The organism is Cellulosimicrobium funkei (assembly GCF_900155925.1).
Classification (GTDB): Bacteria; Actinomycetota; Actinomycetes; order Actinomycetales; family Cellulomonadaceae; genus Cellulosimicrobium; species Cellulosimicrobium funkei.
The window spans coordinates 550,775-577,669 of sequence record NZ_FTMI01000002.1 but is presented as its reverse complement, the minus strand read 5'-3'; the positions used below and the strand labels follow the sequence as shown (position 1 = coordinate 577,669).

Sequence of the window (26,895 nt, the reverse complement as noted above, 5' to 3'; positions counted from 1 at the left end):
ACGGGTGACCGTCCTGCCGAGCACGGGCCGCGCGCCCGCCGAGCGCACGATCGGCGACCTCACGCAGCCCGGGCCGACGGCGCAGGCCCGCCCGACGACGCAGGCCCGCCCGACGACGCAGGCCGGCCCGACGACGCAGGCCGGCCCTCCGGCGCGACCTGGTGCGACGACGCAGCCCGGCGCGCCGCTCGCGCGGCGCTTCCGGTCGGGGCGGCCGCTCGACCTGCACCTCACGCTCGACCGGCTCGCGCGCGGCCCCTACGACCCGACGTTCCGCCGCACGCCGTCCGGCGACGTGTGGCGGACGACCCGCGCGGAGAGCGGGCCCGCGGCGTACCGGCTGGTGCAGACCGGACCGTGCGACGTCGTCGGGCACGCGTGGGGGCCGGGCGCCGCGGAGGTGCTCGACGACCTGCCCCGCCTGCTCGGCGAGGACGACGACGACACGGGCTTCGCCCCGCCCGCCGTGCTGCGCGACGCCCACCGCCGCAGCCCCGGCCTGCGGATCCCGCGCACAGGGCGCGTGCTGGAGGCCCTCGTGCCGGCGATCCTCGAGCAGCGCGTGCAGTCCGTCGCGGCGTGGCGCTCGTGGAGCTGGCTCCTGCGTCGGCACGGCGAGCGCGCCCCGGGGCCCGCGGGCGACGCCGGGATGCTCGTCGTGCCCGACGCGGCCACCTGGACGCGCGTCCCCACCTGGGACTGGCACCGCGCGAACGTCGACCCGGGCCGAGCCCGGACGGTCGTCGCGGCGGCGCGCGTCGCCCGACGCCTCGAGGAGTGCGACCGCCTGCGCGACGTCCAGGGCGCTCCGGCCGCGCACGCGCGGCTGCAGGTCGTGCCCGGCGTGGGCGTGTGGACGGCGGCCGAGGTCGCGCAGCGGGCGCTGGGCGACGCGGACGCCGTGTCCGTGGGCGACTACCACCTGGCGAAGGCGGTGGGGTGGGCGCTCGTGGGCGAGCGCGTCGACGACGAGCGCATGCTCGAGCTGCTCGCGCCGTACGCGCCGCACCGCTACCGCGTGGTGCGGCTCCTCGAGGTCTCCGGCCGGGCGCAGGCCCCGCGGCGCGGCCCACGCCTCTCGATCCAGGACCACCGCCGCAACTGACCGGCCCCCGCCCCACGCTGGGTGCAGGAAAAAGTCGCCGGAACGTTCCGTTCCGGCGACTCTTTCACGCACTCACGGTTACTCGGGGAGCGCGCACGACCCGTCGACGCACACCGCGGCGTCGTCGGCGCCCACGAGCGTGAGGCCGGGTGCGGGCTCACGGTGCGGGGCGGCGGCGTCCGCGGCGCTCACGGTCATGAGCGTCGTGCGGCGCGGGTTCGCGATGGAGTGGTAGAGGTTCGTGGTGGTGTCCGTCATCTGAGGCCTCCTCGTGGGATTCACGGGCGCCGGTGCACGTGTGGGCCGGCGTCGGTGCGGGCTGCGTCCAGTCTGGGTGATACCGAGTCGCAGTTCCACCGCACCGGGTGTGAGATGCGTCGCTTCCACGCCGCATCCCGATGTGGTCCGAGACGCCGCGGCTCAGGCCGCGTCACGCTCCGCGACCGCCTGCTGCAGCACCTGGACGAACACCGCCGGGTCCTGCGCACCCGAGACGCCGTACCGTCCGTCGACCACGAAGAACGGCACGCCGTTGATCCCGTAGGCGCGCGCCTGGTCGATGTCGGCCTGGACGTCGTCGGCCCAGCGCCCGTCCTCGAGGGCCGCGACGACCTCGGCGCGGTCGAGCCCGACCTCGGCCGCGAGGTCCGCGAGCTCCTCGACCCGGCCGACGTGACGACCCTCCTCGAAGTACGCCTTGAGCAGCCGCTCCTTCATCTCGACCTGCTTGCCGTGCGCCTTCGCGTGGTGGAGCAGCTCGTGGGCCGTGAGCGTCTTGGTGTGCTGGAGCGCGTCGAAGTCGTAGCGCAGCCCCTCGGCCGCGGCGAGCTGCGTCATCTGCCCGAGCATCTGCTCGACCTGGGCGCGCGGCATGCCCTTGTGCCCGGCGAGGAAGTCCACCTCGGTGCCGTCGAAGTCGACGGGCGTGTCGGGCGCGAGCTCGAACGAGTGGTACTCGATGTCGACCTGCGGCCCGTCACCGGACTCCGCGAGGCGGCCGAGCGCCGTCTCGAGGCGTCGCTTGCCGACGTAGCACCAGGGGCACGCGACGTCGGACCAGATGTCGATCTTCACCGTGGGGGCGGCGGCGTCCGTCGGCGCCGGGCTGTTCGTGGTCATGTGACGCTTCAACCATCTGGGCGGCCGCGCGATTCCCGCGGCGGGCGATCAGTCCGTGCCGTGCGTCGCGCGGTACAGGTCCTGGAGCACCATGATCTCGGCCCCGTGGTGCACGAGCTCGCGGTTCATGTGCGCGACGAGGTGGGCGAACGGTGCCTGCGCGTCGATCTCCGTCGCCTGGCCGAGCCCGACCGTGAACGCTCCGTCCTCGGGCAGGCCGTCGACGCCCGCGCGCCACCGCTCGACCTCGTGCCGCAGCCCGTCGACGGCGGGCCCGACCTCCCCCGAGAAGGTCACCGCGTCCCGGTGCCGCTCGTGCGGCCCGAACGTCCACTCCCAGCGCTCGAAGAACGCCTCGGTGAGGTGCGCGACGAGCCACGCCACCGTGCGCGGCTGCGGCGAGTCCGGGCCCTCCGGCCACTCCATCACCCACTCGCCCGCACCGAGCGTGCGCGGCGTGCGCTCCGACCCCCGCCGCACGACCCGCAGCGCGTCCGGGCCCGGCTCCCACTCGAGCTCCGCCTGCGTCAGCGTCGCGAGCCGGTCGCTCAGCTCGAGCCACGAGAAGCCGAGCTGTCCCCGCACGACGGCGAGCGCCGTCGGCACCGTGAGGATCGACCAGTCGAACTCCGGGCTGCCGTACGCGGTCTGCCCGTCCGCCGTCTCGTGCACCATCGCGGTTCCTCCCCCGGACCGGCGCGTCGGCGTCCCGCCGCGGCGCGGTCGCCGACGTCCTCGTCCGCGCGGTCGTCCCGACCACGCGTCCGGCCACCCTGCCGGGCCCCGCCAGACGTGTCAACGGGGGCCGCACCCACGGACCGCACCGCCGCGGCGCTGCGCGAGAATGGGGAGGCCCGCCCGTCCCCCAGGCCCGGAGTCCTCGTGCGCGTCCGCCCCCGTACCGTCCTGCTCGTCGCGACCGGGTTCGCCGTCGTCCTGCTCGGCGCGCTCGTCGTCTTCCTCGCGGTGAACGGTCTCGACGGCATCCCCGACTGACCCGACCGCGCCCGCCGGCCGGGGCCCCGGCACCGCCCGGCAGGGCCGTCGCCGCGCGCCGTCCGCGCGCCGGGGTGATCCTGCTGAGGAACCCCCGCGCAGGAAGGCCGCCCCGTGACCCCGACCGCCCCCTCCCCCGACCCGCAGCTCGTCCTCGTCCGCCACGGCGAGACGGAGTGGAGCGCGAGCGGGCGCCACACGGGCCGCTCGGACGTCCCGCTCACCGTCGCCGGCGAGCAGCAGGCCGTCGCGGCCGGCGTGTGGCTCCAGGGGTGGGCCGACCGCCGGGGGCGGCGCCCCGCCGTCGTGCTCACGAGCCCCCGGGAGCGGGCGCGCCGGACCGCCGACCTCGCGGGCTTCCCCGCCGCCACGACCGACGACAACCTGGCCGAGTGGGACTACGGGCCCGTCGAGGGGCGCACGTCGGTCGCGGTCGGCGAGCAGCTCGGGCGCGAGTGGCTGCTCTTCCGCGACGGCGTGAACGTCCTCGCGGCGCCCGACGGGCACCGCGGCGAGGAGCTCGACCAGGTGGCGGCGCGGGCCGCCCGGGTGCTCGGGCGCGTCGAGCCGACGCTCCAGGACGGCGGCGACGCGGTGCTGTTCGCGCACGGCCACCTGCTCCGCGTCCTCGCGACGGTCTGGCTCGGGCTCGACCCGGCCCTGGGCGCGCGGTTCGAGCTCGGCACCGCGGCGATCTGCCTCCTCGGCTACGGGCACGGGCTGCGCACGGTCGAGGGCTGGAACCTGGCCGCGCAGGGGTAGCGCGGGTGGCACGATGCTGCCCATGGGACTGAGCGAGAAGCACCTCACCGAGGGCGAGCACGTCGTCATGGAGCTCAAGGAGCACGCCAAGGCGCTGTTCTGGCCGTTCGTGCTGCTGCTCGTGCTGGTCGCCGCCGTCGTGGTCACGGTCCTGCTCGTCCCGAACGACGTCGTCCGCTGGGTCGTGGCGGGTCTCGCGCTGGTCGCGGCGGTGGTCTGGGTGTTCGTGCCGTGGCTGCGCTGGCGCACCACGGAGTACACGGTGACGAACAAGCGCATCGCCATGCGCTCGGGGATCATCACGCGCACCGGCCGCGACATCCCGCTCTACCGGATCAACGACGTCAACTACGAGAAGGGTCCGATCGACCGGATCTTCGGCTGCGGCACCCTCGTCATCTCGGACGCGACCGACAAGCCCGGCCTGAACCTCCACGACGTGCCGGACGTCGAGAACGTCCAGGTGCGCCTGCACGACCTGCTCTTCACCGCCGACGACGGCTCCGACGACGGCGAGTGGCCGCCGAACGAGCCGCCCCGCGGCCGTCGCGGCCCCCGCATCCCGCGCGCGGAGCGCTGACGCTCAGTCCTCGATCCGGCGTCCGGCCGCGATCTCGGCGCGGGCGCGCAGCTCGTCCGTGAGCGTGACGTCGCCCTCGAGGTGGGCGGCGAGGAGGCGGCGCGCGAGCCCGGCCGCGCGCTCGGGGTCCGCGCCGCGACCGTTCCAGGCGCCGAACCAGTCGGCGAGCGTCACCCCGTGCTCGGGCCGGTAGCAGACCGTCACCGCGTCGCCCGCGCGCAGCTCGCCGTGCTGCACGACGCGCAGGTACGCGCCGGTGCGGTTCGCGACCGTGAAGCGCTTGACCCACCGGTCCTCGCCGAGGCGGCGCGCGAACGTCGAGCAGGGCGTGCGCGGCTGGGTGACCTCGAGGAGCGCGGTGCCCACGGCCCACCGCTCGCCGACGACGGCCTCCGTGACCGGGATGCCCTCCACGCGCAGGTTCTCGCCGAACAGGCCCGGCGGGACGTCGCGACCGAGCTCGCCGGCCCACCAGTCCGCGTCGTCCTGCCCGTACGCGTACACCGCCTGCTCCTCGCCGCCGTGGTTCGCGCGGTCGGCCTGCAGGTCCGCGTAGAGCCCGAGCCGGCGCACCTTCACCGGTCCCGTGACGGGACGCTTGTCGATCGCCGTGACGCCGACGGGCCCCGCGTCCGGCAGGAGGGCGTGCACGCGGCACACCGCGAGGATCTCGCCCGTGGGGGCGCTGGAGGCGAGGTCCGTGACGGGTGCGGTCCCGGTGGTCACGGCGGCTGCGGTGGACATCCCTCGATTCTCGCAGGGTCGGCCCCGGCTGCGTCACGCGAGGGCCGCGGCGGCCTCCCGCCAGCGCGCGAGGTGCCCGACGACGTCCGCCCGGCCCGGGCCCGGGAGCTCCGGCTCGTCCGTGGCGACGACCGGCTCGACCGGGTCGCCCGTGCCGCGCGCGGCGAGCAGCGCCGCGCCGACCGCGGTCGCGCTGCGGAGCCCGACGCGGTGGACGGGCCGGCCGAGCGCGTCGGCGAGGAGCCGGCGCACGAGCGGGTCGCGCGACCCGCCGCCCGTCACGACCACCGCACCCGGCTCGCCCTCCGGACGGCTCACGGGCGGTCCCGCGACGGGCGCCACGGCCGAGGTCGCGGGCGCCGGGTCGAGCAGGTCGACCGCCGCCGCGACCGCGAACACCATGCCCTCGACGGCGGCGCGCACGAGCTCGGGCCGCCCCGTGTCCTCGCGCAGCCCGGTCCACGCCCCGCGTGCGCCGGGACCGGCGACCCCGCCACGCTCCCCGGTGAGGAACGGCAGGAACGTCACGCCGCCCGCGCCGTCGGGCACGGTCCGCGCGAGCGCGAGGCCGTCGGACCAGCCCAGCCCGAGGACCCGCAGCGCCCAGCCGAGCGCGAGGCCCGCGTTCTGCACCGCCGCGAGGCGGTACCACCGCGCGGCGGGGCCGGCGCCGGTGTCCGCGAAGGTGTGCACGAGGGGGTCGAGCACGGGCTCGGGGCGGTCGAGCGCGGCCATGACCTGCGCCCCCGTGCCGAGGTTGACGTGCAGCCCGGGCGCCCCGACGGCGAGCCGCGCGGCCGGGGTGTCCCCGCCGCCCACCACGACGGGCACCGCGGTCCCGCTCGCCGGGAACCACCGCGCGAGCCGGGCGGTCGTCCCGGCCACGGCGTCCGACGGCGCGACGCCCGGCAGGAGCCGGGCCGGCAGGTCGAGGTGCGCGACGACGTCGGCCGCCCAGGCGTCGCGGGGCACGTCCCACAGGAGCGTGCCCGCGGCGTCGGACCGGTCGGTCGTGGCGACGGGGAGCGCGAGGTCGTCGACGAGCCACGCGCGCACGACGTCCTTGGGCAGCAGCACGTGCGCCGCGCGGTCGAGCGTCGCGGGGTCGTGCACGGCGAACCAGTCGAGCACGGGCCCGGTCATCCCGGGCACGAGGGGGTTGGCGAGCGGGGCGCGCACGGCGTCGGGCAGCGCTCGCCAGCGGTCGAGCCGGTCTGCGGCGCGCGCGTCCGTCCACAGGACGGCAGGCACGACGGCGCCCCCCGCCGCGTCCACGAGCACCGCGGCGTGCATCTGGCCGGCGACGCCGACCGCGCGCACCGCGACCTCGCCGAGCCCGGCCGCGCGGGCGGCGAGGTCGTCGAGGGCGGTGCCGAGCGCCGTCGTCCAGGTCGTCGGGGCCGACTCGGAGCGGCCGGGGCGCGGGTGCTCGACGTCGTACGCCGCCTCGGCCTCCGCGAGGACCGCCCCGTCCCGGCCGAGCAGGACGAGCTTGAGCCCGCTCGTCCCGAGGTCGATGCCGAGGGTGGTGCCGAGGGTGGTGGGGACCAAGGTCACGGGACCGACTCTCCCACGCCCGGGTAGCGTCGGCGGCATGAGCGCCACCCGTCCCTCGCGCTGGGAGCAGAAGACCGCCGCCGACCCCTCGCACTCCACCTGGTACGTCGAACGCTTCCGGGCCATGGCCGCCCGGGGCGCCGACCTCGCGGGCGAGGCCCGCCTGGTCGACGCCATGCTGCCGCGCGGCTCCCGGGTCCTCGACGCGGGCTGCGGGCCGGGGCGCGTGGGCGCCGAGCTGTTCGCGCGCGGGCACAGCGTGGTGGGCGTCGACGTGGACCCCGTCCTGATCGACGCCGCGCGCACCGACCACCCGGGACCCGACTGGCGCGTGGGCGACCTCGCGGAGCTCGACCTGCCCGCGGAGGGCGTCACCGAGCCGTTCGACCTGATCGTGTGCGCGGGCAACGTCGTGACGTTCCTCGCGCCGGGTACCGAGGTGGAGGTGCTGCGCCGCTTCCGCGCCCACCTCGCGCCCGGTGGTCGCGCCGTCGTGGGCTTCGGCACCGGTCGCGGGTACCCGCCCGAGCAGTTCCTCGCCGACGCCACGGAGGCCGGCCTGCACCTCGACCTCGCGCTCGCCACGTGGGACCTGCGCCCCTGGACCCCGGACGCCGACTTCCTCGTCGCCGTGCTCAGCGACGCGGCGCCCCGGCCCGGCGTGGCCTGAGCCGTGCCGTCCTACCGCGTGACCCTCGCCGTCGGCCTCCTGCACCCGGGCGCGGACCCCGAGGCCGTGCTGCCCGCGGCCGCCGCCGCGGCGCGCGCCCTCACGACCGTCGAGGCGTACGACGTCGGCGTCGTCCGTGGCGAGGCGCGCGTCACCGTGCGCTTCCTCGCCGACACGGACGCGTCCGCGCACGGCGTCGCGGACGCCGTGGAGGCGGGCGTGCGGGCCCACGCGGCGACGTCGGGCGGACGTCTGACCCGCCGCTGGGGCGCGCGCTGGCACCCCGCCTGAGCAGCGCCCGACGGCGTGTCGGTACCGTGGGCGCGCATGAGCGCCCCGGAGACCGCGATCACCGCCGACCTCGTCCGCGAGGCTCTGACGGAGCAGCACCCCGACCTCGCCGGGCTACCGCTCCGCGAGGTCGCGGGCGGCTGGGGGAACCAGATGTGGCGGCTCGGCGACGACCTGGCCGTGCGGGTGCAGCGCATGGACCCGACGCCGGAGCTCCAGCTCAAGGAACGGCGGTGGCTGCCCGCGCTCGCGCCGCGCCTGCCGCTCCCCGTGCCGACGCCGGTGCGGCACGGCGAGCCGGGCGCGCGTCTCCCGCGGCACTGGACGGTCATGACCTGGGTCCCCGGCGAGCCGCTGGACCACGGGACGATCACCCGGGGCGAGCACGCCGCCGACGGCTGGCGGGCTTCCTTCGGGCGCTGCACGTCGCGGCACCCGCCGACGCGCCGTCGTCCACGGACCGGGGCGCCCACCCCCGCGACGTCACGGACGGCTTCGAGGGGTTCCTGCGCGCCGTCGCCCCCGACGACTCCGCCGCCGTCCGGTCCGTCTGGGCCGACGCCGTCGCCGCCCCCGCGTGGGAGGGCCCGCCCGTGTGGGTGCACGGGGACCTGCACCCCGCGAACGTCGTCGTCGCGGACGGGACGCTCGCGGGCGTCGTCGACTTCGGCGACCTGTTCGCGGGCGACCCGGCGTGGGACCTCGCCGCCGCCTGGGTGCTCCTGCCCGCCGGCCTCGCGGCGCGGTTCTTCGACGCCTATGCGGAGGCCGACGACGCGGCGGTCCGGCGGGCCCGGGGTCTGGCCGCGCTGAAAGCCCTCTTCCTCCTGCTCATGGGGCAGAACGGCGAGCGGGGTCTGCCCGGCGGCAAGGCCCACTGGGGACCCGCGGGACGGACAGCGCTGGACCGCGTCCTCGCGGGCTGACGTCTCGCCGCGCGCTGCCCTCCCCGGCTCGGCACCGCTGCCGCACACAACCTACGCAACCGTAGGTTACGGTGGCGTAGTGAACACTCTGGCGACGAGGCCGTGGACCGACCGTTACGCCCCCGGCGTCCCGACGGACGTCGAGGTCCCCGACGAGCCGGTCACGGCCGCCCTCTACCGCGCGGCCGAGCGCTGGCCGGACCGCGTCGCGGTCGACTTCTTCGGCGCGACCACCACGTACGCGCAGCTCGTGGCGCAGGTCGAGCGCGCCGCGAGCGCCCTGCACGACCTCGGCGTCCGGCACGGCGACCGCGTCGCGCTCGTGCTGCCCAACGCGACGTCGCACGTCGTCGCGTTCTACGCCGTCGAGCGGCTGGGCGGGGTCGTGGTCGAGCACAACCCGACGTACACGGCCGACGAGCTCGCCCACCAGCTCGCCGACTCCGGCGCGAGCGTCGCGGTCGTGTGGACCAAGACGGTCCCGGCCGTGCTCGAGGCGCGCGCCCACGTGCCCGGGCTGCGGCGCGTCGTCGGGCTCGACATCGCGCGCGACCTGCCGCGCGGCAGCCGCCTCGCGCTGCGCCTGCCCGTCGCCCGGGCCCGGGCGCAGCGCGAGGCCCTGCGCACGCCGCTCCCGGCCGGCGTGCCCGACTGGCACGACCTCGTCCGGCGCGCACGGGCCCTCCCCCCGGCGCTGCCCCACCCCGCCGCCGACGACGTCGCCCTCCTGCAGTACACGGGCGGCACGACCGGCACCCCGAAGGGCGCGGTCCTCACGCACCGCAACCTCGTCGCCAACGTGGTCCAGGGCCAGGCGTGGGCGTCGTTCGAGGAGGGCGCCGAGAGCGTCTACGGCGTGCTGCCCTTCTTCCACGCGTTCGGCCTGACGTTCTGCCTCACCCTGCCGGCGCGCGTCGGCGCGACCCTCGTCGCGTTCCCCAAGTTCGACCCGCAGGCGTTCGTCGCCGCCCAGGCGCGGCGGCCCGCGACCTTCCTGCCCGGCGTCGCGCCCATGTTCGACCGCATCGTCACCGCCGCGGCCGACGCCCCGGGCGCGGGCTCCGACCTCACCTCGATCCGCCTGGCCTTCGCCGGCGCGATGCCCATCACCGCGGAGACGGCGCAGCGCTGGGAGGACGCGACGGGCGGCCTGCTCATCGAGGGGTACGGCATGACCGAGACGTCGCCGATCTCGCTCGGCAACCCGTGCTCCGACGACCGCCGCCCCGGCACCCTCGGGCTCCCGTTCCCCAGCACCGAGATCCGCGTCGTCGACGCCGACGCGCTCGACGCCGGCGACCTGCGCGACGCCGAGCCGTCCGAGCCGTCCGACGACGGCGTCCGCACCGTGCGCGGCGAGCTGCTCGTCCGCGGCCCGCAGGTGTTCCGCGGCTACTGGAACCGTCCCGAGGAGACCGCCCACCAGCTGCTCGACGACGGGTGGCTGCGCACGGGCGACGTCGTGCGCGTGGCCCTCGACGGCCCCGACGCGGGCCTCGTCACGCTCGTCGACCGCATCAAGGAGATGATCGTCACCGGCGGGTTCAAGGTGTACCCGTCGCAGGTCGAGGAGCACCTGCGCGGGATGCCCGGCGTGCGGGACGTCGCCGTCGTGGGCGTGCCGGGCTCCGGGTCCGACGAGCACGTCGCCGCCGTCGTCGTGCTCGACGACGCCGCCTCGCCCCCGCGCGTCGACCTCGCCGCCGTGCGCGAGTGGGGCGAGAAGCGCCTCGCCCGGTACGCCCTGCCCCGCACGTTCGCCGTCGTGCCGGAGCTGCCGCGGTCCCAGATCGGCAAGGTGCTGCGCCGTGTCGTCCGCGAGGACCTGCTGGGCCGCGACGACGTCGAGCACCACCGCTCCTGACTGCGACGCACACCCGCACGCCGAACGCGCGAGGTAGAGCCCTGGTCCGCCGAGGTAGAGGCGTGGTCACCACCACGCCTCTACCTCGCGCGACCAGGGGTCTACCTCGCGGGACCGGGGCTCTCCCTCGGGGGCCGGGCGCCTGTTCGGCGTGGGGGCGGGGTTCGCCGTAACCTGGCACACGTCGTCGGCGACGTCCGCGACGCAGTCGGGCGGGCACCGGCGCTCTCCCACCCCGTCGCCCCGAGGAGGCCACGTGCCCGAGCCCGTCACCGCTGCCCCCGCACCGGCAGCCGCCGCCCCCCTGCCGCACGTCGTGGTGGTCGGCGCCGGGTTCGCCGGGCTCGCCGTCGTCAAGGGGCTCGCCAAGGCGCCCGTGCGCGTGACGCTCGTGGACCGCCGCGTCTACAACACGTTCCAGCCGCTGCTCTACCAGGTCGCGACGGGCGGCCTGAACCCCGGCGACGTCACCTACTTCCTGCGCGGGCTGCGGCTCAAGCAGAAGAACGTGCGGGTCGTGCACGAGCACCTCGTCGGCATCGACCACGAGGCGCGCCGCATCCGCCTTCTCAACGACGAGTGGGTCGACTACGACTACCTCGTCGTCGCGAACGGCGTCACGGCCAACTTCTTCGGCACCCCGGGCGCCAAGGAGAACTCGTTCCCCATGTACTCGCGGTCCCAGGCCATGAAGATCCGGGACACGCTCTTCATCCGCCTCGAGAAGGCCGCGGCGAACCCCGGCAAGGACGAGGGGCTGCGGGTCGTCGTCGTCGGCGGCGGCGCGACGGGCGTCGAGGTCGCGGGGGCGCTCGCGGAGCTCCGCACCGCGGGGCTGCGGCCCGCCTACCCGGAGATCCACGGCGACGCGTTCGAGGTGAAGATCGTCCAGCGCGGCGGCGAGGTGCTCAAGTCGTTCCACCCGAAGCTGCGCCGTTACGCCGCGGAGGAGCTGCGCCGTCGCGGCGTCGGCCTGCACCTGGGTGCCGGGGTCGCGGAGGTGCTGCCCGACGCCGTCGTCCTCACCGACGGCACGCGCATCCGCTCCGACCTCACGGTGTGGTCGGCGGGGGTCCACCCCCACGAGGAGGTCGACGACTGGGGCCTGCCGCGCGGCGAGGGCGGGCGCGTCGTCGTCGGCGACGACCTCCAGGTCGAGGGCCTGCCGGGCGTGTTCGCGGCGGGTGACATCGCGATCTCGCCCGCCGGGCTGCCGCAGCTCGCGCAGCCCGCGATCCAGTCGGGCGAGCAGGTCGCGCGGAACATCGAGGCGCTCCTGGCCGGGCGCCCGACGACGTCCCTGCGGTACTTCGACAAGGGCACCATGGCGGTCATCGGCCGGCGCGCGGCGATCGCCGAGGTCGTGGGGAGGCTGCGGCTCACGCGCGGCGTCGCGTGGCTCGCGTGGCTGTTCGTCCACATCATGGGGCTCATCGGGCCGCGCAACCGCCTCACGACGCTCGCCGGTCTGGTCACGCGCTACGGCTTCCCGTTCCACCGTCGGCCCATCCCGATCGTCGGCGACGTGCCGACCGTCCGGCCGCCGAAGCGCACCGGCACCGGCCGCCCCTGACGCCCGACGGCAGCCCGCGCGCGGGCCAACCGGGCACCCGTCGCGTACCCTCGATCACGCAAGCAGTTTCAGGGGGCAACCGGGGGCGGTGCAGTGGCAGGACGTATGACGGACCCGTCGGCGATGACGGACCGGACGAGCACCAGGAAGCACGACGACGGGACGCGCGACGCCGCGCGGCCGCGGGTCGTGGGAGCACCGCGACGCGCACGGGCGGTCGTGCTCGCCGTCGTGGCCGTGACCGCGCTCGCCGGGTGCCGCGTGGACGGGCTGCCGGGCGGCCCGGGGAGCCCGTCGCCGTCGCCCACGTCGCAGCCGACGACGACCCCCACCTCCGAGCCGACCGTCGAGCCGACGCCGGACCCGACCGGAGAGCCGACGGGCGGCCCCGGTGAGCCGGGCAGCTCGGACGGGGTCGAGGTCTCGGTCGAGATCGAGCCGGCGTTCTCCATGCCCAACCTCGTCGAGACGCGGCTCAAGCAGGCGCGCGCCGACCTGGAGCAGCGCGGGGCGGTGACGGTCGTCGTCGTGGACGCGCGCGACGCGCGGGCCGGCGCCCTGCCCGGCGCGGCCAACGGCTGGACGGTGTGCGCGCAGGACCCGGAGGGCGGGGACCTCGTGCGCGCCTCGCAGACCGTGACGCTCGACGCCGCACCGAACGCGAAGCAGTGCCCGTGACGCGCCCCTGACCGGGTCCCGTCACACCCGGGCCCGGGCCGCCCCGGGTGGCGGCGCGGACGACGACGGAGGACGGTGGACTCCCACTCTCCACAGACAGGAGTCCGCCGCATGAAGATCACCCTCGTCGGTGCCCACGGCAAGGTGGGCCGGCTGCTCGTCCCGATCCTCGTCGACCACGACGCGACCGTCACAGGGATCGTGCGCGCCGAGGAACAGCTCCCGCTCGTCCGCCGGCTGGGCGGCGAGCCGCTCCTGCTCGACGTCGAGCACGCCTCGACCGAGGAGATCACCGCCGCGCTCGACGGGTTCGACGCCGTCGTATGGTCCGCCGGGGCGGGCGGCGGGAACCCGGAGCGCACCTACGCCGTCGACCGCGACGCCGCCAGTCGCACCATGGACGCCGCCGTCGCGGCCGGGGTGCCGCGCTACGTCATGGTGTCGTGGATCGGGTCGGTGCCCGACCACGGCGTCGACCCCGACTCGAGCTTCTTCGCCTACGCCGACGCGAAGCTCGCCGCCGACGACCACCTGCGCGGCACCGACCTCGACTGGACCGTCCTCGGGCCGGGCACGCTCACCGACGACGACCCGACCGGGGCGATCCGCGTCGTCGGCGACGGCCCGGACGGCCTCGACGGCGCGGACGACGTGCCCGACGGCGCGGCCTCCCGCGTCTCGCGGGCGGACGTCGCGATGGTGGTCGCCCAGGCGCTGCGCACGCCGTCGACCGTCGGGCGCTTCATCCGCTTCACCGCGGGCGACACCCCGGTCCTCGAGGCGCTCGACCGATAGCCGTCAGCGCCCGAGGCGCCGGCCCACCCGCTCGCGCAGGTCGAGCGCCGTGCGGCGCCACGTCGCCGCACGCGCAACGACCGTCCCGATGCTCGTGTCCTCGGCCTTCACGTGCACGACGTCGACCCCGCGCTCCGCGGCCGTCCGGACGATCGTGTCCGTCGCCCCGCGCAGCGCGAGCTGGAGCAGGACCGACGTCGTGCTCGCCTGCGCCTCGCCCGTCCCGAACCGCCGCCGGTAGACGACCTCGGTGACCACGCGGTCGAACATCCGGTCCGGCGGCGCGTCCGCGTCGGCCACGTCCGCGTCGCCGGACGCGCCGAGGAGCGCGTGCGCGTCGGCGAGGGCGTCGTCACCGTCCGCGTCCGGCGGCAGCACGGCGAGGTAGAGCGAGAGCAGGAGCTCGCTGATCTTTCCCAGCACCCACGCGCGGCCGGGCAGCGGGGGCAGCGCCACGACGTACTGCGCGAGGTTCACCTCCAGCGCCTCGGCCGACAGGCACGTCCACGCGGGCGCCGTGCGGACCTCGACCACGCGGTCCCAGTCGACGTCCTTGCCGTCGAGGCCCACCCGAAGAGGGCCGATCGTCACGGCGCCGAACCGGTCGAGCAGCGCGAGCGGTGCCGTCGCGAACCGCGGCACGTACGGGACGAGCCGCACGACCCCTTGGACCGACACGTCCCACTCGCGTTCGAGCGGGTACGTCGGGCGGGGATAGGCGGCGATCACGCGGCGCACCCACTCCGCGACGACGTCGTCGAACCCGCCGTCGGCCGCAGCGGCGTCGGGCAGGCGACCGTCCGCGCCGTCGGTCAGGGCAGCGTCGTCCGCGAGCACCTCGACGAGCGCGTCCTCCAGCGCGGTGTCGAGATCAGGTCCGGGGACCGCCTCGGGCGCCGGGTCGCCGTCGTCGCGCCGCGCACGACGGCCGGGGAGCGCGCCGGGGAGCGAGAACGAGGGCCGCGGGAGCGTGGGTCGCGGCAGCGCCCGCAGGGCAGGGACGCGCAGGAGACGTCTCTCGCCGAGCAGCCGCGCGAGGGTGCTGCGCCCGTCGCCCGACGTCGTGCCCGGCAGGTCGGGGCCCTGTCCCGGCTCGTCGTCCGTCGTCGTCAGGAACGGTTCCTTCGCCACGTACCCCCCGTCCGTCGCGCCTCCCGACGGCGCACCGCGAGCCAGCGTAGACCGGGCGGGGCCGCCCTCCCGTGGAGGACGGCCCCGCCCGTCAGGTCGACGCGGAGGCGTCAGCCGCAGTCGATCGCGTCGTACGCCACGTCGTACCGCTGGTACACCGGGTCGCCGCCTCGCCACTGGTAGGCCGCGACCGTCGCGGTGCCCGCCGCGACCGACGACGCACGCGTGCTGAACGACTGGTACGCGTTCTTGTCCGGCGCGAGGGCGCTGAACTTCTTCTCGCCGAACGGCGTGATGAGCCGGACGTCCGCGGGGGCGTCCTCACCGTTGGCGCCGCGCACGGCGACGTACGCCGTGCCGTTGAGGCACCGCGCCTGTGCCTCGACGGCGTCGATACGCGGGTTGCCCACGCCGTTGATCGCGAACGTGTCCTCCGACAGCGCGGCGACGGCGTGCCCGATGGCGCGCGACATGATGTCGAGCGCGGTCGCGTCGACGTTGTCGATCGTGTCCGCCGGCGAGTGGTAGTTCGGGTCGTAGAAGATGCCCTCGGTGCCGCCGAACATCGCGACCTCCTCGGCCGTCTTCGAGCCGTCCGCGCCGGTGAACAGGCCCGACGCCGGGACCCCGTTCTCGATGAACGCCTGGTAGTCGGAGCGGCCCGAGAACTCGGTGTCGACCCACGGCTGGTCGATGCCGTCGAAGTAGTCGGTGAACACCGCCTCCGTCTCGGCCGAGCCCGGCGGGACCTCGACCGGGGCCGGGTAGGTCGACTCGTTCGCGTCGTACACCCCGATGATGTAGTTCGGCGAGCCGACCATGTCGAAGTTGAGGTACGTCGCGATGTCGTCGAGCGCCGCCGGGTCGTTCGCGGCGAGGTCGCTCACGTAGTGGGTCGAGCCGCGCAGGCCGACCTCCTCGGCGCCCCACCACGCGAACCGGACCGCGTTCTCGACGTCCTGGCCGCCGTCGGTCGCGGCCGCGAGCTGGACCGCGACCTCGAGGATCGCGGCGGAGCCGGAGCCGTTGTCGTTGATGCCCGGGCCGTCCTCGACGCCGTCGAGGTGCGCACCGACCATGACGACGTTGTGGTCGCGCCCGCCCGGCGTCTGGGCGAGCACGTTGAACGTCTCGAACTCCTCGACGTGCGTCTGCAGGTCGTAGGTCGCGACCGGCTCCGCGCCGCCCGCGATCGCGGCGAGGATCTGCTGGCCCGCGGCCTGCGTGATCCCCACCGTCGGGACCCACACGTCGTTCTCGGCGCCGAGGGTCGGGCTCAGCGCGCCGTCGGTGTTGTTGTAGAGGATCACGGCCGCCGCACCGGCCTGCGCCGCGTACAGCGCCTTGTCGGCGAACGGGCACGAGCCGCGGCTGATCAGCGCGACCGCGCCGCTCACGGCGACCCCGTCCCACGTGTCCGGGGTGCAGCCCTGGACGAGCGCGTCGGCGGGCTGCACGATCGGGCCGGTGACGCCGTCGTCCGGGGTGTCGGGCGCGAACTCGGCCGGGTAGACGTCCGACGTCACCTCGACGCCGGCCGCCGTGAGGGACAGCTCGTCGGTCTCCAGGTCCTCGAACGTGAAGTACTGGCGCTCGGGCTCGTAGCCCGCGGCCCGCAGGGCGTCCTCGACGTAGACGGCGCTCGCCTCGTAGCCGGGCGTCTCCAGCGCGCGGTTGCCGCCGTTGGCGTCCGCGATGTCCTGGAAGTCCTGGAGCCGCTGCATGACCGCGTCGCCGGTGACGAGGTCCTCGAGCGGGGGCGGTGCCGCGGCGGCCCGCAGGCTGCCGGCGGCCGTGCCGGACGCGGCGCCGAGAGGCTCGGCGCCGACGGGAACTGCGGTCAGCGCCGCGAGCACGAGGCCCGCTACCGCTGCGGACGGGACGATCGTTCGTGGTCTCACGCATCCTCCTCGACAGTGGCCCCCGCGGACCACCCCCGGTCGTGTCGGGGTGCGGCCGAGTCGCACACGAGACGCGACGCTGCGGAGGCTCGTGTGCTCGCGAGCGTATGCCTCCCGGGCCGCGCGCGGAACCCCCGGGCGGCACGAGCGTGAGGAGTTCACACGACCGTAACGGCCGCGGCGCCGGAGCAGGTCGTGGGCGACGTCGGGCAGACTGTGCCCGTGCCCGGATTCGCCGTCGTCGACCTCGAGACCACGGGGTTCTCGCCCCGCCTCGGCGACCGCGTCGCCGAGGTCGCGGTCGTCCTCGTGGACGACGCCGGTCGCGTCGAGGACGAGTGGTCCACCCTGGTCAACCCCGAGCGCGACCTCGGGCCGCAGCACGTGCACGGCATCGCCGCGGCGGACGTCGCGCTCGCGCCGACGTTCGACCGCGTCGCGCCCGCGCTCCTGCGCCTGCTCGCCGGGCGCGTGCTGGTGGCCCACAACGCGGCGTTCGACACGCGCTTCCTGCGCGCCGAGATCGGGCGCGCCGGGATCGCCGCGGCCATCGACCCCGTCGCGTGCCTGTGCACGCAGCAGCTCGCGAGCCGCTACCTCACGGGCTCGCGGGCGCTGGCCGCGTGCTGCGCGGCCGTCGGCGTCGTGCACGACGGCGTCCACTCGGCCCTGGGCGACGCGCGCGCCACCGCGGGGCTGCTCGGGTACTACCTCGACGTCGCGTCCGACGACGAGTGCTGGGCCGTCGCGCGCGCCGCGGCGGACGGCGTCCGCTGGTCGCTGCCCGCCGTCCTGCCCGGTGCCGAGCCGGTGCTGCGCGGCGCCAGCCGCGCCCGCGGGCACTGGCTCGCGGCGCTCGCCGACCCTCCCGCCGTTCCGGACCCGTCCCCGCCCGGTGCCCCGGGAGCGGACGCGCGGCGCGACGTGAGCACGTACCTGCGCCTGCTCGACGAGGCGCTCCTCGACCGCTACGTCTCGCACGCCGAGCGGGCCGCGCTGCTCGCGGAGGCCCGGCACGCCGGACTCGACCGCGCGACGGTCGAGGCCCTGCACCGCGACTACCTGGCTGCGCTGGCCCGGGCCGAGCTCGACGCGCTCGACGGGACGACCGCCACGGGCGATCGCGACGACGGCGCGGCGCTGCGCGACGACCCGGCGCTGCACGAGGTCGCGGGGCAGCTCGGCCTCGACGCCGACGACGTCGCGGGAGCCGTCGAGGCGGCGCTCGGGACGCGCCTGGTCGACGCGGTCGCGGACGTCGGGGCCCCGGGCACCGCGGCACCGGGGGCCGCCGCCCTGGGCGCCACGGTCCCGGCCCGACCCGCGTTCGTGCTCGCCGCGGGCGACGAGGTCGTGCTCACCGGCTCGATGTCGCGGACGCGGGAGGCCTGGGAGCGCGACGTCCGCGCCGCGGGCCTCTCCCCCTGGCCCTACGTCACGCGCCGCACGCGGCTCCTCGTCGCCGCCGACCCCGACTCCCTCTCGACGAAGGCCCGCACCGCGCGCCGCTACGGCGTCCCGGTCGTCACCGAGGCGGCGTTCGAGCGCCTGCTCGCCGTTTCCGGTGCACGGGCAGCGTGAACTGCGACCGGTCCCGTGCGGGACAGTCTCACGGGCACGTCTCGTCGAGCTTGACCGCCGCCAACGTCACCACCGTCGAGATCGGTACCACCGCACCCGGCGCCGGGTCCTGCGCGCAGACTGTCCAGTTCGAGTCGTCGATCGCGAGACGCTCCAGACCCGTCGCGTCCTGCTGATCCATCACGTAAGAGTCCATGGTCTGCAGCAGGTCCTGGGCATCCTGGAGGTTCTGGCCGACCACCGCCGGCATGGTGAACTTCTGCTCCGTGGCGCCGGTGGCACCGGAGCCCGCGTCAGCCGTCGTGGGCTGCTCCGGAGCGCTCTCCTCGGCCATTGTGGGCTCTGGTCCCGTGCCCTGCGCCTCCGCTTCTTGCGTCTCGGTCACCGTCACCGTCGCGGGTTCCGCAGGGCTTCCCGTGCACGCCGTGAGCGACACCATCGCCACCCCGACAAGACCCCAGAATCGTCGTTTCATCATTCCCCCTCGCCAGCCTGACCTCCAGAGTCCCCCAGCCTTCGTGGCCGCGGACAGGGCCGAGCGGGTGAATTGCTGCTCGGCCCTCACGAACGTGGCCAGAGCACGGCGGCCCCCGGGGTGCGACGCTGGGAGTCATGACCACGCGCGGCACGGGAGACGGCATGACCGACGACGCGCTCGACGTCGACGCGCTCGTCGACGACCTCTTCGCGCTCCCGCTCGAGCAGTTCGTCGTGGCGCGCACGGCCGCCGCGAAGCGGGTCAAGGCGTCGGGCGACGCGGTCGGTGCGGAGCGCGTCGGCCGGCTCACGAAGCCGACGGTGGCGGCGTGGGTCGTGAACCAGGTGGCGCGCCAGCGGCCGGACGACGTCGCCGCGCTCGTGAGCCTCGGGGACGAGCTGCGCGACGCGACGGCCGACCGCGACCGCACCCGCCTGCGCACGCTCGACCGGCTGCGGCGCGAGCGGGTGGAGCGCGTCGTCGGGGAGGTGCGCGACGCCGGCGAGATCGCGGGCCGTGCGGTGTCCGGGACGGCGGTCGACCGGCTCGCGGAGACTCTCACGGCAGCGGTGATGGACCCCGACGCGGGCGCGCTCGTCCGAGCGGGCCGGTTGTCGCAGGCGCTCCAGCACGTCGGGTTCGGGATCGTCGACGAGGGCGGCGAGCCGGCCGACGTCGTCGAGCTGCGCGCGCGCACGGGCGCGGTCACGGACGGCGGCGGGACGACCGACGGCGACGAGGAGCCCCCGGCCGACGCCGAGGAGGAGGACGCCCAGGAGGCGGCCGAGCGCGAGGTCGAGGAGAGCGCGGCCGAGGTCGACCGGCTGGAGGCCGAGCGCGACGACGCCGACACCCGCGCGCGCGAGGCGGGGGACGCCGTCGGGCAGGTGGAGGACGAGCTCGCCCGCGTCGAGGACGAGCTCGCGCGGCTCGCCGACGAGCGCGAGGCGCTGCGCGCCCGCCTGAGCGACGCGCGGGACGCGGAGTCCGCCGCGCGGGAGGCGCTCGACGCGGTCGACGAGCGGCTCGACGCCGCCGAGGAGCGCGCCGCGGCCGCGCGCAAGGCCCGCCGGGCGGCGCGCCGCCGCTGAGGCCGTTCGTCGTGCGCGAACTCGGGACTGAGCGGGGCACGCTCAAGGTTGCACAGGTCAGACGCCACGGCCCCCGTGGCACGACCGACCTGGAGGACCACCATGATCAGCACCTACACCGTGGCGCCGTTCCGTCCGCTCCCCACCGAGCGGCTCGTGCGCCAGCTCTGGACGCGCCCGTCCGGCGCGGGCGTCGCCCCCACGGGTTTCGCGCCCGCCGCCGACGTCTACCGCGAGGGCGACGACCTCGTCGCCCGCTTCGACCTGCCGGGCGTCGACCCGGAGCGCGACGTCACCGTCGAGCTCGAGGGTCGCCGGCTCGTCGTCCGCGGCGAGCGTCGTGACCAGCGCGTCGTCGAGGCTCCGGCCGAGGAGGCGTCCGACGACGCCGAGCAGGCCGAGGGCGAGCAGCCCGCGGCGGGCACCGACGAGGCGGCCGAGGCCGCCCCGGCCGGGCGCCGCGTCCGCGAGGTCCGGTTCGGCGAGTTCCGCCGCACCGTCACCCTGCCGAAGACCGCGGAGGCCGACGCCGTCCGCGCGTCCTACGACGCGGGCGTGCTCACCGTGACCGTCGCCGGCGTGTTCGCCGGCCGCGCTCCCCAGCGCATCGAGGTCACGCGCGCGGCCTGACGCCGCACCGCCGGCGCGACGCCCGACGTCGCGCCGGCCCTCCGACCCGGCCGCGCACGCCCCTGCGCGGTCGGACGGCGGGGCCGGCACCCTCGTGGTGCCGGCCCCGTTCGACGTTCAGCGGCGGGTGCGGCCGACGACGGCGTGGCCCACGAGGGGGTGCGTCAGCCCTCGGTCGCGCCCGCGCGGCCGAGGAACGACCGCAGCGCCTCGGTGACGAGCGCGTGGTCGTCGCCCTGCGCGAGCCCGGACACGGTGACGACGCCGACGATCCCGACGCCCTCGACCCGGACGGGGAACGCGCCGCCGTGCGCGGCGTACTCCTGGAGCGGGAGGTCGTGCTTCTCGTTGAACGACGTCCCCGTCGCCCGTGCCCGCAGGCCCACGAGGTACGACGACGCCCCGAACCGCTCGACGACCCGCACCTTGCGCTCGACCCACGTGTCGTTGTCCGGCGTCGTGCCTGCGCGCGCGGCGTGGAACACCTGCTGCGGCCCCTTGCGGACGTCGATCGTCACGGGCAGGTCGCGCTCGTCGGCGAGCTCGACGAGGAGGCAGCCGAGCCGCCACGCGTCGTCGTGCGTGAAGGTGCGGAGCACGAGGTCGCGCTCGTCCGCCTCGACGGAGGCGACGAGGGCGGCGAGGTCGTCGGGCGTCGTCATGCGGTCATCGTGGCACGATCGCGACGTGACGACGACGCCCGTTCCCCGCCCGGCCCCCCTCGACCCGCTCGACCACGGCCTGCTCGACCGCGCGTCGGGGGTGCTGCTCGCGCAGGCGGCGGGCGACGCGCTCGGCGTGCCGTACGAGTTCGCGCAGCCGCCCGGCCCAGGGCACCGCGACGAGGTCGCGGTCATGCGCGGGGGCGGGCTCGGCCCGTACGCGCCCGGCGAGTGGAGCGACGACACGCAGATGTCGGTGTGCGTCGCGCGCGTGACGGCCGCGCACGACGTCCTCTCCCCCGTGCCCGACGCGTTCGGGGCGACGCCGCTCGACGACGTCGCCGCCGCGTTCGAGGCGTGGCGCACCGGGGGCGCGTCCGACGTCGGGACGCAGACGGCCGCCGTGCTGCGCGACGCCGCGGCCCGCCGGGGACCCGCCGCCACACGGCTGCGCGAGGCGTCCGCGGCGCTGCACGCGGCGACCGGCCGCACGGCGGGGAACGGCGCGCTCATGCGGACGGGCGTCGTCGGGCTCGTGGCCCTGGACGACCGGGACACGACCGCCCGCGCGGCGCGCGCCGTCGCGGAGACCACGCACACCGACCCGCTCGCCGCCGAGTCGTGCGTGCTGTGGTCGGAGGCCGTGCGCGTCGCGGTGACCGAGCAGCGGCTCGACGTGCGGGCCGGCCTCGACCTGCTCGGCCCGGAGGCCGCGGCGCGCTGGTCGGCGTGGGTCGCGGACGCGGAGTCCGCCCGGCCCGAGGCCGACCTCCGGCAGAACGGCTTCACGGTGACCGCGCTCCAGGCGGCGTGGCGCGCGATCGCGACGACGTCCCCGCCGGAGCGCTCGCGGTTCGCGGGTCGGGACCACCTGGTGGCGGCGCTCCAGGCCGCGGTCGCCGTCGGCGGCGACACCGACACCGTCGCCGCGATCGCCGGGAGCCTGCTCGGCGCGCGCTACGGCGCCCGCGCGGTGCCCGACGAGTGGTCCGCGGCCGTCCACGGCTGGCCCGGGATCGGCCGCCGCGTGCTCACGGCGCTGGCGCGCCGCACCGCCCAGGGCGGCCTCGTGCGCTCCGAGGCGCTCGTCCTGCCCGACGGCGACGCGCGCCCCGTGCAGCACTGCCCGCTGTGCGGGACGCTGCTCCGCGAGAACCCCCGCTACCCACGCCACGTGTGCGGGTGGTGCGCGCAGGACGTCACCGACGAGGCGGGCCGTCCCGTCGTCCTGGCGAACGCGAGCCTCACGGGCGGGTACACCGCGCAGCGCCCGGACGGCTCGCCCGCGTCGGCCGAGGTGCTCGCGGGGAGGGTCTGGATCGACGGCGTCGCGCTCCGCGCGCAGGAGGCCCGGTTCGGCGGGGTCGTCGTGCAGCCGCTCGACGACCCCGCCTGAGCCGGCAGCGCGCTCTCGCTCCAGGCCCGGGGGCGTGGCCTCCCCCCGCAGGAGACCCTGGAGGGCGACGTCGGCGGGGACCCCGGGTCCGTGGGTTCCGCCGCAGGTCAGGGTCCGCGCGGCGACGACCGTCGGACCACCGTGGCGGCGTCGGACCCGTGGTGAGACGCGCTGTCACCGTAGGGAGCGGGGACGGCTCGCACGCGTCGTCGCGGTGAACGCGCGGCGACCGACCGGCGAACAGGGCGCGTCGTGCCCCGGTCAGCGCCCGACGACGTCCCGCACGTGCTCGGACGAGGGAGCCGCGAGGGTCTCGCGGATCCGCTCGAACAGCGCGACGCTCGACGTGCCGGGCCAGTCCGCGGGCAGCGCGGCCGACGGCAGCCCGGGGTCGGCGTACGGGATCGGCCGCCAGTCGTCGACGGCGCGGACCCACCGGGCGAACGCGGCACGCGGCGAGCCGTCGTCCGCGGCGGGCGGGCCGCCGTCGGGCACCGCGCCGAGGCCTGTCCGCGAGGCACCGTGCCGGGCGAGGAAGGTGCGGTGCAGCGCCGCGACCCGGTCGAGGTCCCACCAGCGCGACGCCGCGTCCGCGAACGACCCCGCGACGCGCGGCGCCCCCGCGAGGAACACCGTCGCGGCGTCGCGGACCTCCAGCGCCACGAGGATCTCCTCGACCTCGTCCACGAGGTGACCGGGCGTGATCCACAGCCCGTCCGCGACGCTCCCGGCGCCGATCCACGCGAGGTGCCGGCGCAGCTGGTGCCGCGCGTCGCGCCGTTCCTCCGGCAACGAGTACGACACGAGGCACCACGGGTCGCCGCCGCCCTGCTGCCGGTAGCCGAAGATGCGCCGGTCGCCGCGCGCGAGCATCGGCCCGGCGTCGGGCGCGAGCCGGTACCCGGCGCGGCCGTCGTCGAGCGTCTCGGGCACGAGCAGACCCTTGGCCTTGACGCGCGAGACCGCGCTGCGCGCCCCCGCGGGCGGCACGCCGAGCGCGCCGAGCAGGTCGACCAGGTCCGCCACCGCGACCGCACCGCCCAGGTCCCGGACGTACAGCCCGACGACGGTGCGCAGCAACGACGTCGTGCTCCCGGGCCGGGAGTCGAGGTCGTCGAGGATCACGCGGACCCGGCCGTGCCGGTCGTGCGGCCGCCGAGGACCTCGGCCAGGGCGTCGCGCACCGCCTCGACGCCGACGCGCACCTCGTCGAAGCTCGTCGAGAGCGGGGACAGGCCGAGGCGCAGGCCGTTCGGGCGGCGGAAGTCGGGGATCACGCCGCGCTCCCAGAGCAGCGGGAGCGTCGCCTCGAACGCGTCGTGGTCGACGGTCACGTGGCTCCCCCGGCGATCGGGGTCGCGCGGCGACGCGTACCGGGCACCGAGCGGGAGCAGCAGGTCGTCCACGAGGGCGGTCGCGTGCTCGGTGAGCGCGACGGACTTCGCGCGGACCGCCGCCATCCCCGCGGCGTCGACGAGGTCGAGCATGTCCTGCATCGCGAGCATCCCGACGATCGCGGGCGTCCCCGAGAGGAAGCGCCGGACGCCGTCGTGCGGCGCGTACGCCGGACCCATCTCGAACGGCGCCGCGCTCCCCATCCAGCCCTGGATCGGCTGGGTGAGCGCACCCTGGAGGTCGGCGCGCACGTAGCCGAACGCGGGCGCGCCGGGACCCCCGTTGAGGTACTTGTACGTGCAGCCCGCCGCGAGGTCGACGCCCCACGCGTCGAGCTCGACCGGGACCGCGCCCGCGGAGTGGCACAGGTCCCACAGGACGAGCGCCCCGGCGTCGTGCGCGAGGGTCGTGATCGCGGCGGCGTCGCTCACGTGCCCCGACCGGTACGCGACGTGGCTGAGCAGCACGAGCGCGGTGCGGTCGGAGAGGACCTCCGCCACCTGCTCCGGGGTCACGCCGCCGTCGTGGTCGGGCGTGATCCACCGCAGCGTCGCGCCGTGCTCGCGCGCGACGCCCTCCAGCACGTACCGGTCCGTCGGGAAGTTCCCGGCGTCGAGCACGATCTCGTCGCGACCCGCGACCTGCGGCGCCGAGAGCGCAGCGCGCACGAGCTTGTAGAGGATCACCGTCGTCGAGTCCCCGACGAACGTCTGGCCCGCCGCCGCGCCGAGCGTCACCGCGCCGATCCGGTCGCCCAGCGTCAGGGGGAGCTCGTACCACTCCTCGTCCCAGCCGCGGATGAGCCGCGCTCCCCAGACGTCGGTCGCGAACCGCGCGAGCCGTTCCGCCGACGCGCGCGTCGGCCGGCCGAGCGAGTTCCCGTCCAGGTAGGCGGTCACCTCGTCGGACGCGACGAACGCGTCGCGGAACCGCGCGAGCGGGTCCGCCGCGTCGAGCGCGGCCGATCGCGTGGCGTGGTCGGTGGTCGTGGCGTCGGTCGTGTGGGTCATCGCCGGTCCTCCGGGGTGCGGGGTGCGCGCGGCGCACCGTGGGGCTCGGGTCGCGCCACGACGACGGCGCGCGCGAACCACGCGGCCACGTCGTCGGGGTCGTCGAGGTCGGGCGGGTCGCCGGGGACCCAGGTCGCGGCGCCGTCAGTGTCGGGTACGGCGCCGTCGTGCGCGATCGCACCGAGGAGCGCGTGCGCGTCGAGTCCGGCCTCCGCGAGCGCCCGCAGCTCACGGGCGTTCACACCGGGCGGGAGCGGGCCGTTGCCGAGGTCGGTGCCGTAGACGACCGTCCCGCCGAGCGCGACGAACCGCCGCACGTTGTCGATCGCGACGTCCTGCTCGGCCGTCGGGCTCCCCCACCCGTGCACGTCGAGCGTGCTCACCCAGCTCACCCGGCTCACCCCCGCTCCGCCGAGCACGGGGTAACCGTCGCCGTCCGGCTCATCTCGCCCGCCACCCCGTGCTCGACCGCGTGGAAGGTCGTGCTCGGCGGGGCGGGGCGTGGCCATCGCCGCCAGGAGGTTCTCGGGCAGGCGCTCGCTGAACGGGGCGTGCGCCAGCCGGTCGACGCCTGCGTCGAACGCGCGGGCCGCCATGCCGCGCCCCTCCACGTGCGCGACGACGTCCCGGCCCCGCGCGTGGGCGTGGCCGACGAGCGCGGCGAGGGTGACGTCGTCGGGCACCGGGCCGGCGCCGGAGTGCAGGGCGACCTTGACGAACGACGCCCCCGCGGCGACCTGGCGGTCGACGGCGGCGACGGCCGCCTCGGGCGAGCCGACCTCCTCGACCGACCCGGCGGGCGCCCACGACCGGTCCGACGGGTAGCCGCCGGGGGCGGTGAGGAACGCGCCCGCGAACGCGACCGCCGGGAAGCCGGGCCGCCCGGGCCAGGTGCGCGCGACGTCGGGCACCCACCCGAGGTCGTGCACGACGGCGATCCCGCCGCGGCGCGCCGCGACCGGGTCGACGAGACCGAGGTGCACGTGCGCGTCCGCGAGCGGCGGCAGCCAGGTGCCGCCGTCGCCCGCCCGGCCGAGGCTCACGACCGCCCGATCTCGGTGCGGACGGCGAACAGCTCGGGGAAGAACGTGAGGTCGAGGGCGCGCTGGAGGAAGCCGACGCCGCTCGACCCGCCCGTGCCGCGCTTGGTGCCGATGATGCGCAGCACCGTCTTCATGTGGCGGAACCGCCAGAGCTGGAAGTTGTCCTCGAGGTCGACGAGCTCCTCGCACGTCTCGTACGCGGACCAGTACGTCTCCGGGTCGTCGTAGATGCGCCGGAAGACCTCGACGAGGTCGTCGTCGAGCGTGTGCGCGACCGTGACGTCGCGGTCCAGGACGCGCTGCGGGACGTCGTGGCCGTGCCGCGCGAGGTGCCGCAGGAACTCGTCGTAGACGCTCGGCTCGGCGAGCAGGCGGGCGAGCTCCGCGCGCGCGTCCGGCTCGGCGTCGAACACGTCGAGCATGCGCGCGTTCTTGTTCCCCAGCAGGAACTCGACCGCGCGGTACTGCCACGACTGGAAGCCGGACGCGTGCCCGAGGAACCCGCGGAACTGCGCGTACTCGCTCGGGGTGAGGGTCGCGAGCACGGACCACTGCTCGGTGAGCGTGCGCTGCACGTGCTTGACGCGTGCGACGCGCTTGAGCGCGGCGCCCAGCTCGTCGGCGGCGAGCAGGTCGCGCGCGGACAGGAGCTCGTGCAGCACGAGCTTGAGCCAGAGCTCCGTCGTCTGGTGCTGCACGATGAACAGCATCTCGTCGTGGTGCTCCGGGTCGCTCACGGGCTCCTGCGCGGCGAGCAGCGTGTCGAGGTGCAGGTACGACCCGTACGTCATCTGCTCGCGCAGGTCCGTGACGATGTCGGACTCGAGCGCGCGCTCGTTCGGCGCGGGCAGCGGTGCGTCGGCCATCCGTCGAGCGTATGTCACGAACGTGACGACCGCTAGATCCGTGCGATGCGT

General features: G+C 76.2%; 26 protein-coding genes and 1 pseudogene. 14 read left to right on the top strand and 13 right to left on the bottom strand.

The window, feature by feature from the left end; genetic code table 11:
• Positions 1–4 precede the first annotated feature (4 nt).
• Complete coding sequence (locus BXA05_RS06785) at positions 5–1,105, top strand: DNA-3-methyladenine glycosylase family protein (RefSeq protein WP_244550397.1); 1,101 nt, start codon at positions 5–7, stop codon at positions 1,103–1,105.
• A 78-nt stretch (positions 1,106–1,183) separates the two neighbouring features.
• On the opposite strand, the gene BXA05_RS06780 is transcribed toward BXA05_RS06785, so the two are convergent.
• The 3 genes from BXA05_RS06780 to BXA05_RS06770 all read right to left on the bottom strand — a co-directional run bounded on the left by BXA05_RS06780 (position 1,184) and on the right by BXA05_RS06770 (position 2,899).
• Positions 1,184–1,363: a hypothetical protein gene (locus tag BXA05_RS06780; protein ID WP_021483013.1), complete on the bottom strand. Its 180-nt coding sequence runs from the start codon at positions 1,361–1,363 to the stop codon at positions 1,184–1,186.
• 162 nt (positions 1,364–1,525) lie between these two features.
• Positions 1,526–2,224 carry a DsbA family oxidoreductase gene (locus tag BXA05_RS06775; RefSeq protein WP_021483014.1) on the bottom strand — a complete coding sequence of 233 codons (699 nt, stop codon included), beginning with the start codon at positions 2,222–2,224 and terminating at the stop codon, positions 1,526–1,528.
• A 48-nt stretch (positions 2,225–2,272) separates the two neighbouring features.
• Positions 2,273–2,899, bottom strand: a complete 627-nt coding sequence (locus BXA05_RS06770; protein ID WP_076404412.1) for a DinB family protein — start codon at positions 2,897–2,899, stop codon at positions 2,273–2,275.
• Positions 2,900–3,334: 435 nt separating this feature from the next.
• On the opposite strand from BXA05_RS06770, the gene BXA05_RS06765 reads away from it, so the two are divergent.
• A complete protein-coding gene (locus tag BXA05_RS06765) occupies positions 3,335–3,982 on the top strand; it encodes a histidine phosphatase family protein (protein WP_076404411.1) in 648 nt (215 codons plus the stop codon).
• Positions 3,983–4,004: 22 nt separating this feature from the next.
• Positions 4,005–4,562, top strand: a complete 558-nt coding sequence (locus BXA05_RS06760; protein WP_043659328.1) for a PH domain-containing protein — start codon at positions 4,005–4,007, stop codon at positions 4,560–4,562.
• A 3-nt stretch (positions 4,563–4,565) separates the two neighbouring features.
• On the opposite strand, the gene BXA05_RS06755 is transcribed toward BXA05_RS06760, so the two are convergent.
• Both BXA05_RS06755 and BXA05_RS06750 read right to left on the bottom strand, forming a co-directional pair.
• The gene (locus tag BXA05_RS06755; protein WP_081600313.1) at positions 4,566–5,306 is read right to left on the bottom strand and encodes an MOSC domain-containing protein; all 741 of its coding nucleotides are present in this window, start codon (positions 5,304–5,306) and stop codon (positions 4,566–4,568) included.
• A gap of 33 nt (positions 5,307–5,339) precedes the next feature.
• A complete protein-coding gene (locus BXA05_RS06750) occupies positions 5,340–6,863 on the bottom strand; it encodes an FGGY family carbohydrate kinase (RefSeq protein WP_170963146.1) in 1,524 nt (507 codons plus the stop codon).
• Between the two features lie 37 nt (positions 6,864–6,900).
• Here BXA05_RS06750 and BXA05_RS06745 point away from each other — a divergent pair, with 37 nt between their 5' ends.
• The 7 genes and pseudogenes from BXA05_RS06745 to BXA05_RS06715 all read left to right on the top strand — a co-directional run bounded on the left by BXA05_RS06745 (position 6,901) and on the right by BXA05_RS06715 (position 13,660).
• Positions 6,901–7,533 carry a class I SAM-dependent methyltransferase gene (locus tag BXA05_RS06745; protein WP_043655950.1) on the top strand — a complete coding sequence of 211 codons (633 nt, stop codon included), beginning with the start codon at positions 6,901–6,903 and terminating at the stop codon, positions 7,531–7,533.
• A gap of 3 nt (positions 7,534–7,536) precedes the next feature.
• The gene (locus BXA05_RS06740; protein ID WP_009863765.1) at positions 7,537–7,824 is read left to right on the top strand and encodes a hypothetical protein; all 288 of its coding nucleotides are present in this window, start codon (positions 7,537–7,539) and stop codon (positions 7,822–7,824) included.
• A 36-nt stretch (positions 7,825–7,860) separates the two neighbouring features.
• A pseudogene (locus BXA05_RS06735) lies at positions 7,861–8,750 on the top strand (aminoglycoside phosphotransferase family protein).
• Between the two features lie 79 nt (positions 8,751–8,829).
• The gene (locus tag BXA05_RS06730; protein WP_076404410.1) at positions 8,830–10,614 is read left to right on the top strand and encodes an AMP-binding protein; all 1,785 of its coding nucleotides are present in this window, start codon (positions 8,830–8,832) and stop codon (positions 10,612–10,614) included.
• Between the two features lie 256 nt (positions 10,615–10,870).
• On the top strand, positions 10,871–12,187 hold the full coding sequence (locus BXA05_RS06725) for an NAD(P)/FAD-dependent oxidoreductase (protein ID WP_228485103.1): 1,317 nt from the start codon (positions 10,871–10,873) through the stop codon (positions 12,185–12,187).
• Between the two features lie 105 nt (positions 12,188–12,292).
• Positions 12,293–12,865: a PASTA domain-containing protein gene (locus BXA05_RS06720; protein ID WP_076404409.1), complete on the top strand. Its 573-nt coding sequence runs from the start codon at positions 12,293–12,295 to the stop codon at positions 12,863–12,865.
• A 111-nt stretch (positions 12,866–12,976) separates the two neighbouring features.
• On the top strand, positions 12,977–13,660 hold the full coding sequence (locus BXA05_RS06715; protein ID WP_076404408.1) for an SDR family oxidoreductase: 684 nt from the start codon (positions 12,977–12,979) through the stop codon (positions 13,658–13,660).
• 3 nt (positions 13,661–13,663) lie between these two features.
• Here BXA05_RS06715 and BXA05_RS06710 read toward each other — a convergent pair whose 3' ends face one another.
• Positions 13,664–14,791: a hypothetical protein gene (locus BXA05_RS06710; RefSeq protein WP_076404407.1), complete on the bottom strand. Its 1,128-nt coding sequence runs from the start codon at positions 14,789–14,791 to the stop codon at positions 13,664–13,666.
• A gap of 110 nt (positions 14,792–14,901) precedes the next feature.
• A complete protein-coding gene (locus BXA05_RS06705) occupies positions 14,902–16,692 on the bottom strand; it encodes a M28 family peptidase (protein ID WP_083711586.1) in 1,791 nt (596 codons plus the stop codon).
• Between the two features lie 222 nt (positions 16,693–16,914).
• Here BXA05_RS06705 and BXA05_RS06700 point away from each other — a divergent pair, with 222 nt between their 5' ends.
• Complete coding sequence (locus BXA05_RS06700) at positions 16,915–18,273, top strand: exonuclease domain-containing protein (RefSeq protein ID WP_076404631.1); 1,359 nt, start codon at positions 16,915–16,917, stop codon at positions 18,271–18,273.
• Positions 18,274–18,301: 28 nt separating this feature from the next.
• Here the strand turns inward: BXA05_RS06700 and BXA05_RS06695 are convergent, their stop codons facing one another.
• A complete protein-coding gene (locus BXA05_RS06695; protein ID WP_170963145.1) occupies positions 18,302–18,748 on the bottom strand; it encodes a PASTA domain-containing protein in 447 nt (148 codons plus the stop codon).
• A gap of 137 nt (positions 18,749–18,885) precedes the next feature.
• Here BXA05_RS06695 and BXA05_RS20015 point away from each other — a divergent pair, with 137 nt between their 5' ends.
• Positions 18,886–19,842: a hypothetical protein gene (locus tag BXA05_RS20015; protein ID WP_170963144.1), complete on the top strand. Its 957-nt coding sequence runs from the start codon at positions 18,886–18,888 to the stop codon at positions 19,840–19,842.
• Between the two features lie 102 nt (positions 19,843–19,944).
• Positions 19,945–20,472, top strand: a complete 528-nt coding sequence (locus BXA05_RS06685) for an Hsp20/alpha crystallin family protein (protein WP_076404404.1) — start codon at positions 19,945–19,947, stop codon at positions 20,470–20,472.
• A gap of 164 nt (positions 20,473–20,636) precedes the next feature.
• Here the strand turns inward: BXA05_RS06685 and BXA05_RS06680 are convergent, their stop codons facing one another.
• A complete protein-coding gene (locus tag BXA05_RS06680) occupies positions 20,637–21,134 on the bottom strand; it encodes a heme-degrading domain-containing protein (RefSeq protein WP_076404403.1) in 498 nt (165 codons plus the stop codon).
• 25 nt (positions 21,135–21,159) lie between these two features.
• Between BXA05_RS06680 and BXA05_RS06675 the strand changes: the two genes are divergently transcribed.
• On the top strand, positions 21,160–22,530 hold the full coding sequence (locus tag BXA05_RS06675; RefSeq protein ID WP_076404402.1) for an ADP-ribosylglycohydrolase family protein: 1,371 nt from the start codon (positions 21,160–21,162) through the stop codon (positions 22,528–22,530).
• Positions 22,531–22,791: 261 nt separating this feature from the next.
• On the opposite strand, the gene BXA05_RS06670 is transcribed toward BXA05_RS06675, so the two are convergent.
• The 4 genes from BXA05_RS06670 to BXA05_RS06655 are packed head-to-tail and all read right to left on the bottom strand — an operon-like array spanning position 22,792 to position 26,844.
• Complete coding sequence (locus tag BXA05_RS06670) at positions 22,792–23,655, bottom strand: PaaX family transcriptional regulator (RefSeq protein ID WP_076404401.1); 864 nt, start codon at positions 23,653–23,655, stop codon at positions 22,792–22,794.
• The gene (gene kynU / locus BXA05_RS06665) at positions 23,652–24,935 is read right to left on the bottom strand and encodes a kynureninase (protein ID WP_076404400.1); all 1,284 of its coding nucleotides are present in this window, start codon (positions 24,933–24,935) and stop codon (positions 23,652–23,654) included. Before kynU ends, BXA05_RS06670 begins: the two co-directional genes overlap by 4 nt.
• Positions 24,932–25,978 (bottom strand): amidohydrolase family protein, encoded by a 1,047-nt coding sequence (locus tag BXA05_RS20260; RefSeq protein ID WP_076404399.1) that lies wholly within the window; start codon positions 25,976–25,978, stop codon positions 24,932–24,934. The genes kynU and BXA05_RS20260 overlap by 4 nt, the downstream gene beginning before the upstream one ends.
• Complete coding sequence (locus tag BXA05_RS06655) at positions 25,975–26,844, bottom strand: tryptophan 2,3-dioxygenase (protein ID WP_076404398.1); 870 nt, start codon at positions 26,842–26,844, stop codon at positions 25,975–25,977. The genes BXA05_RS20260 and BXA05_RS06655 overlap by 4 nt, the downstream gene beginning before the upstream one ends.
• Positions 26,845–26,895: the final 51 nt, after the last annotated feature.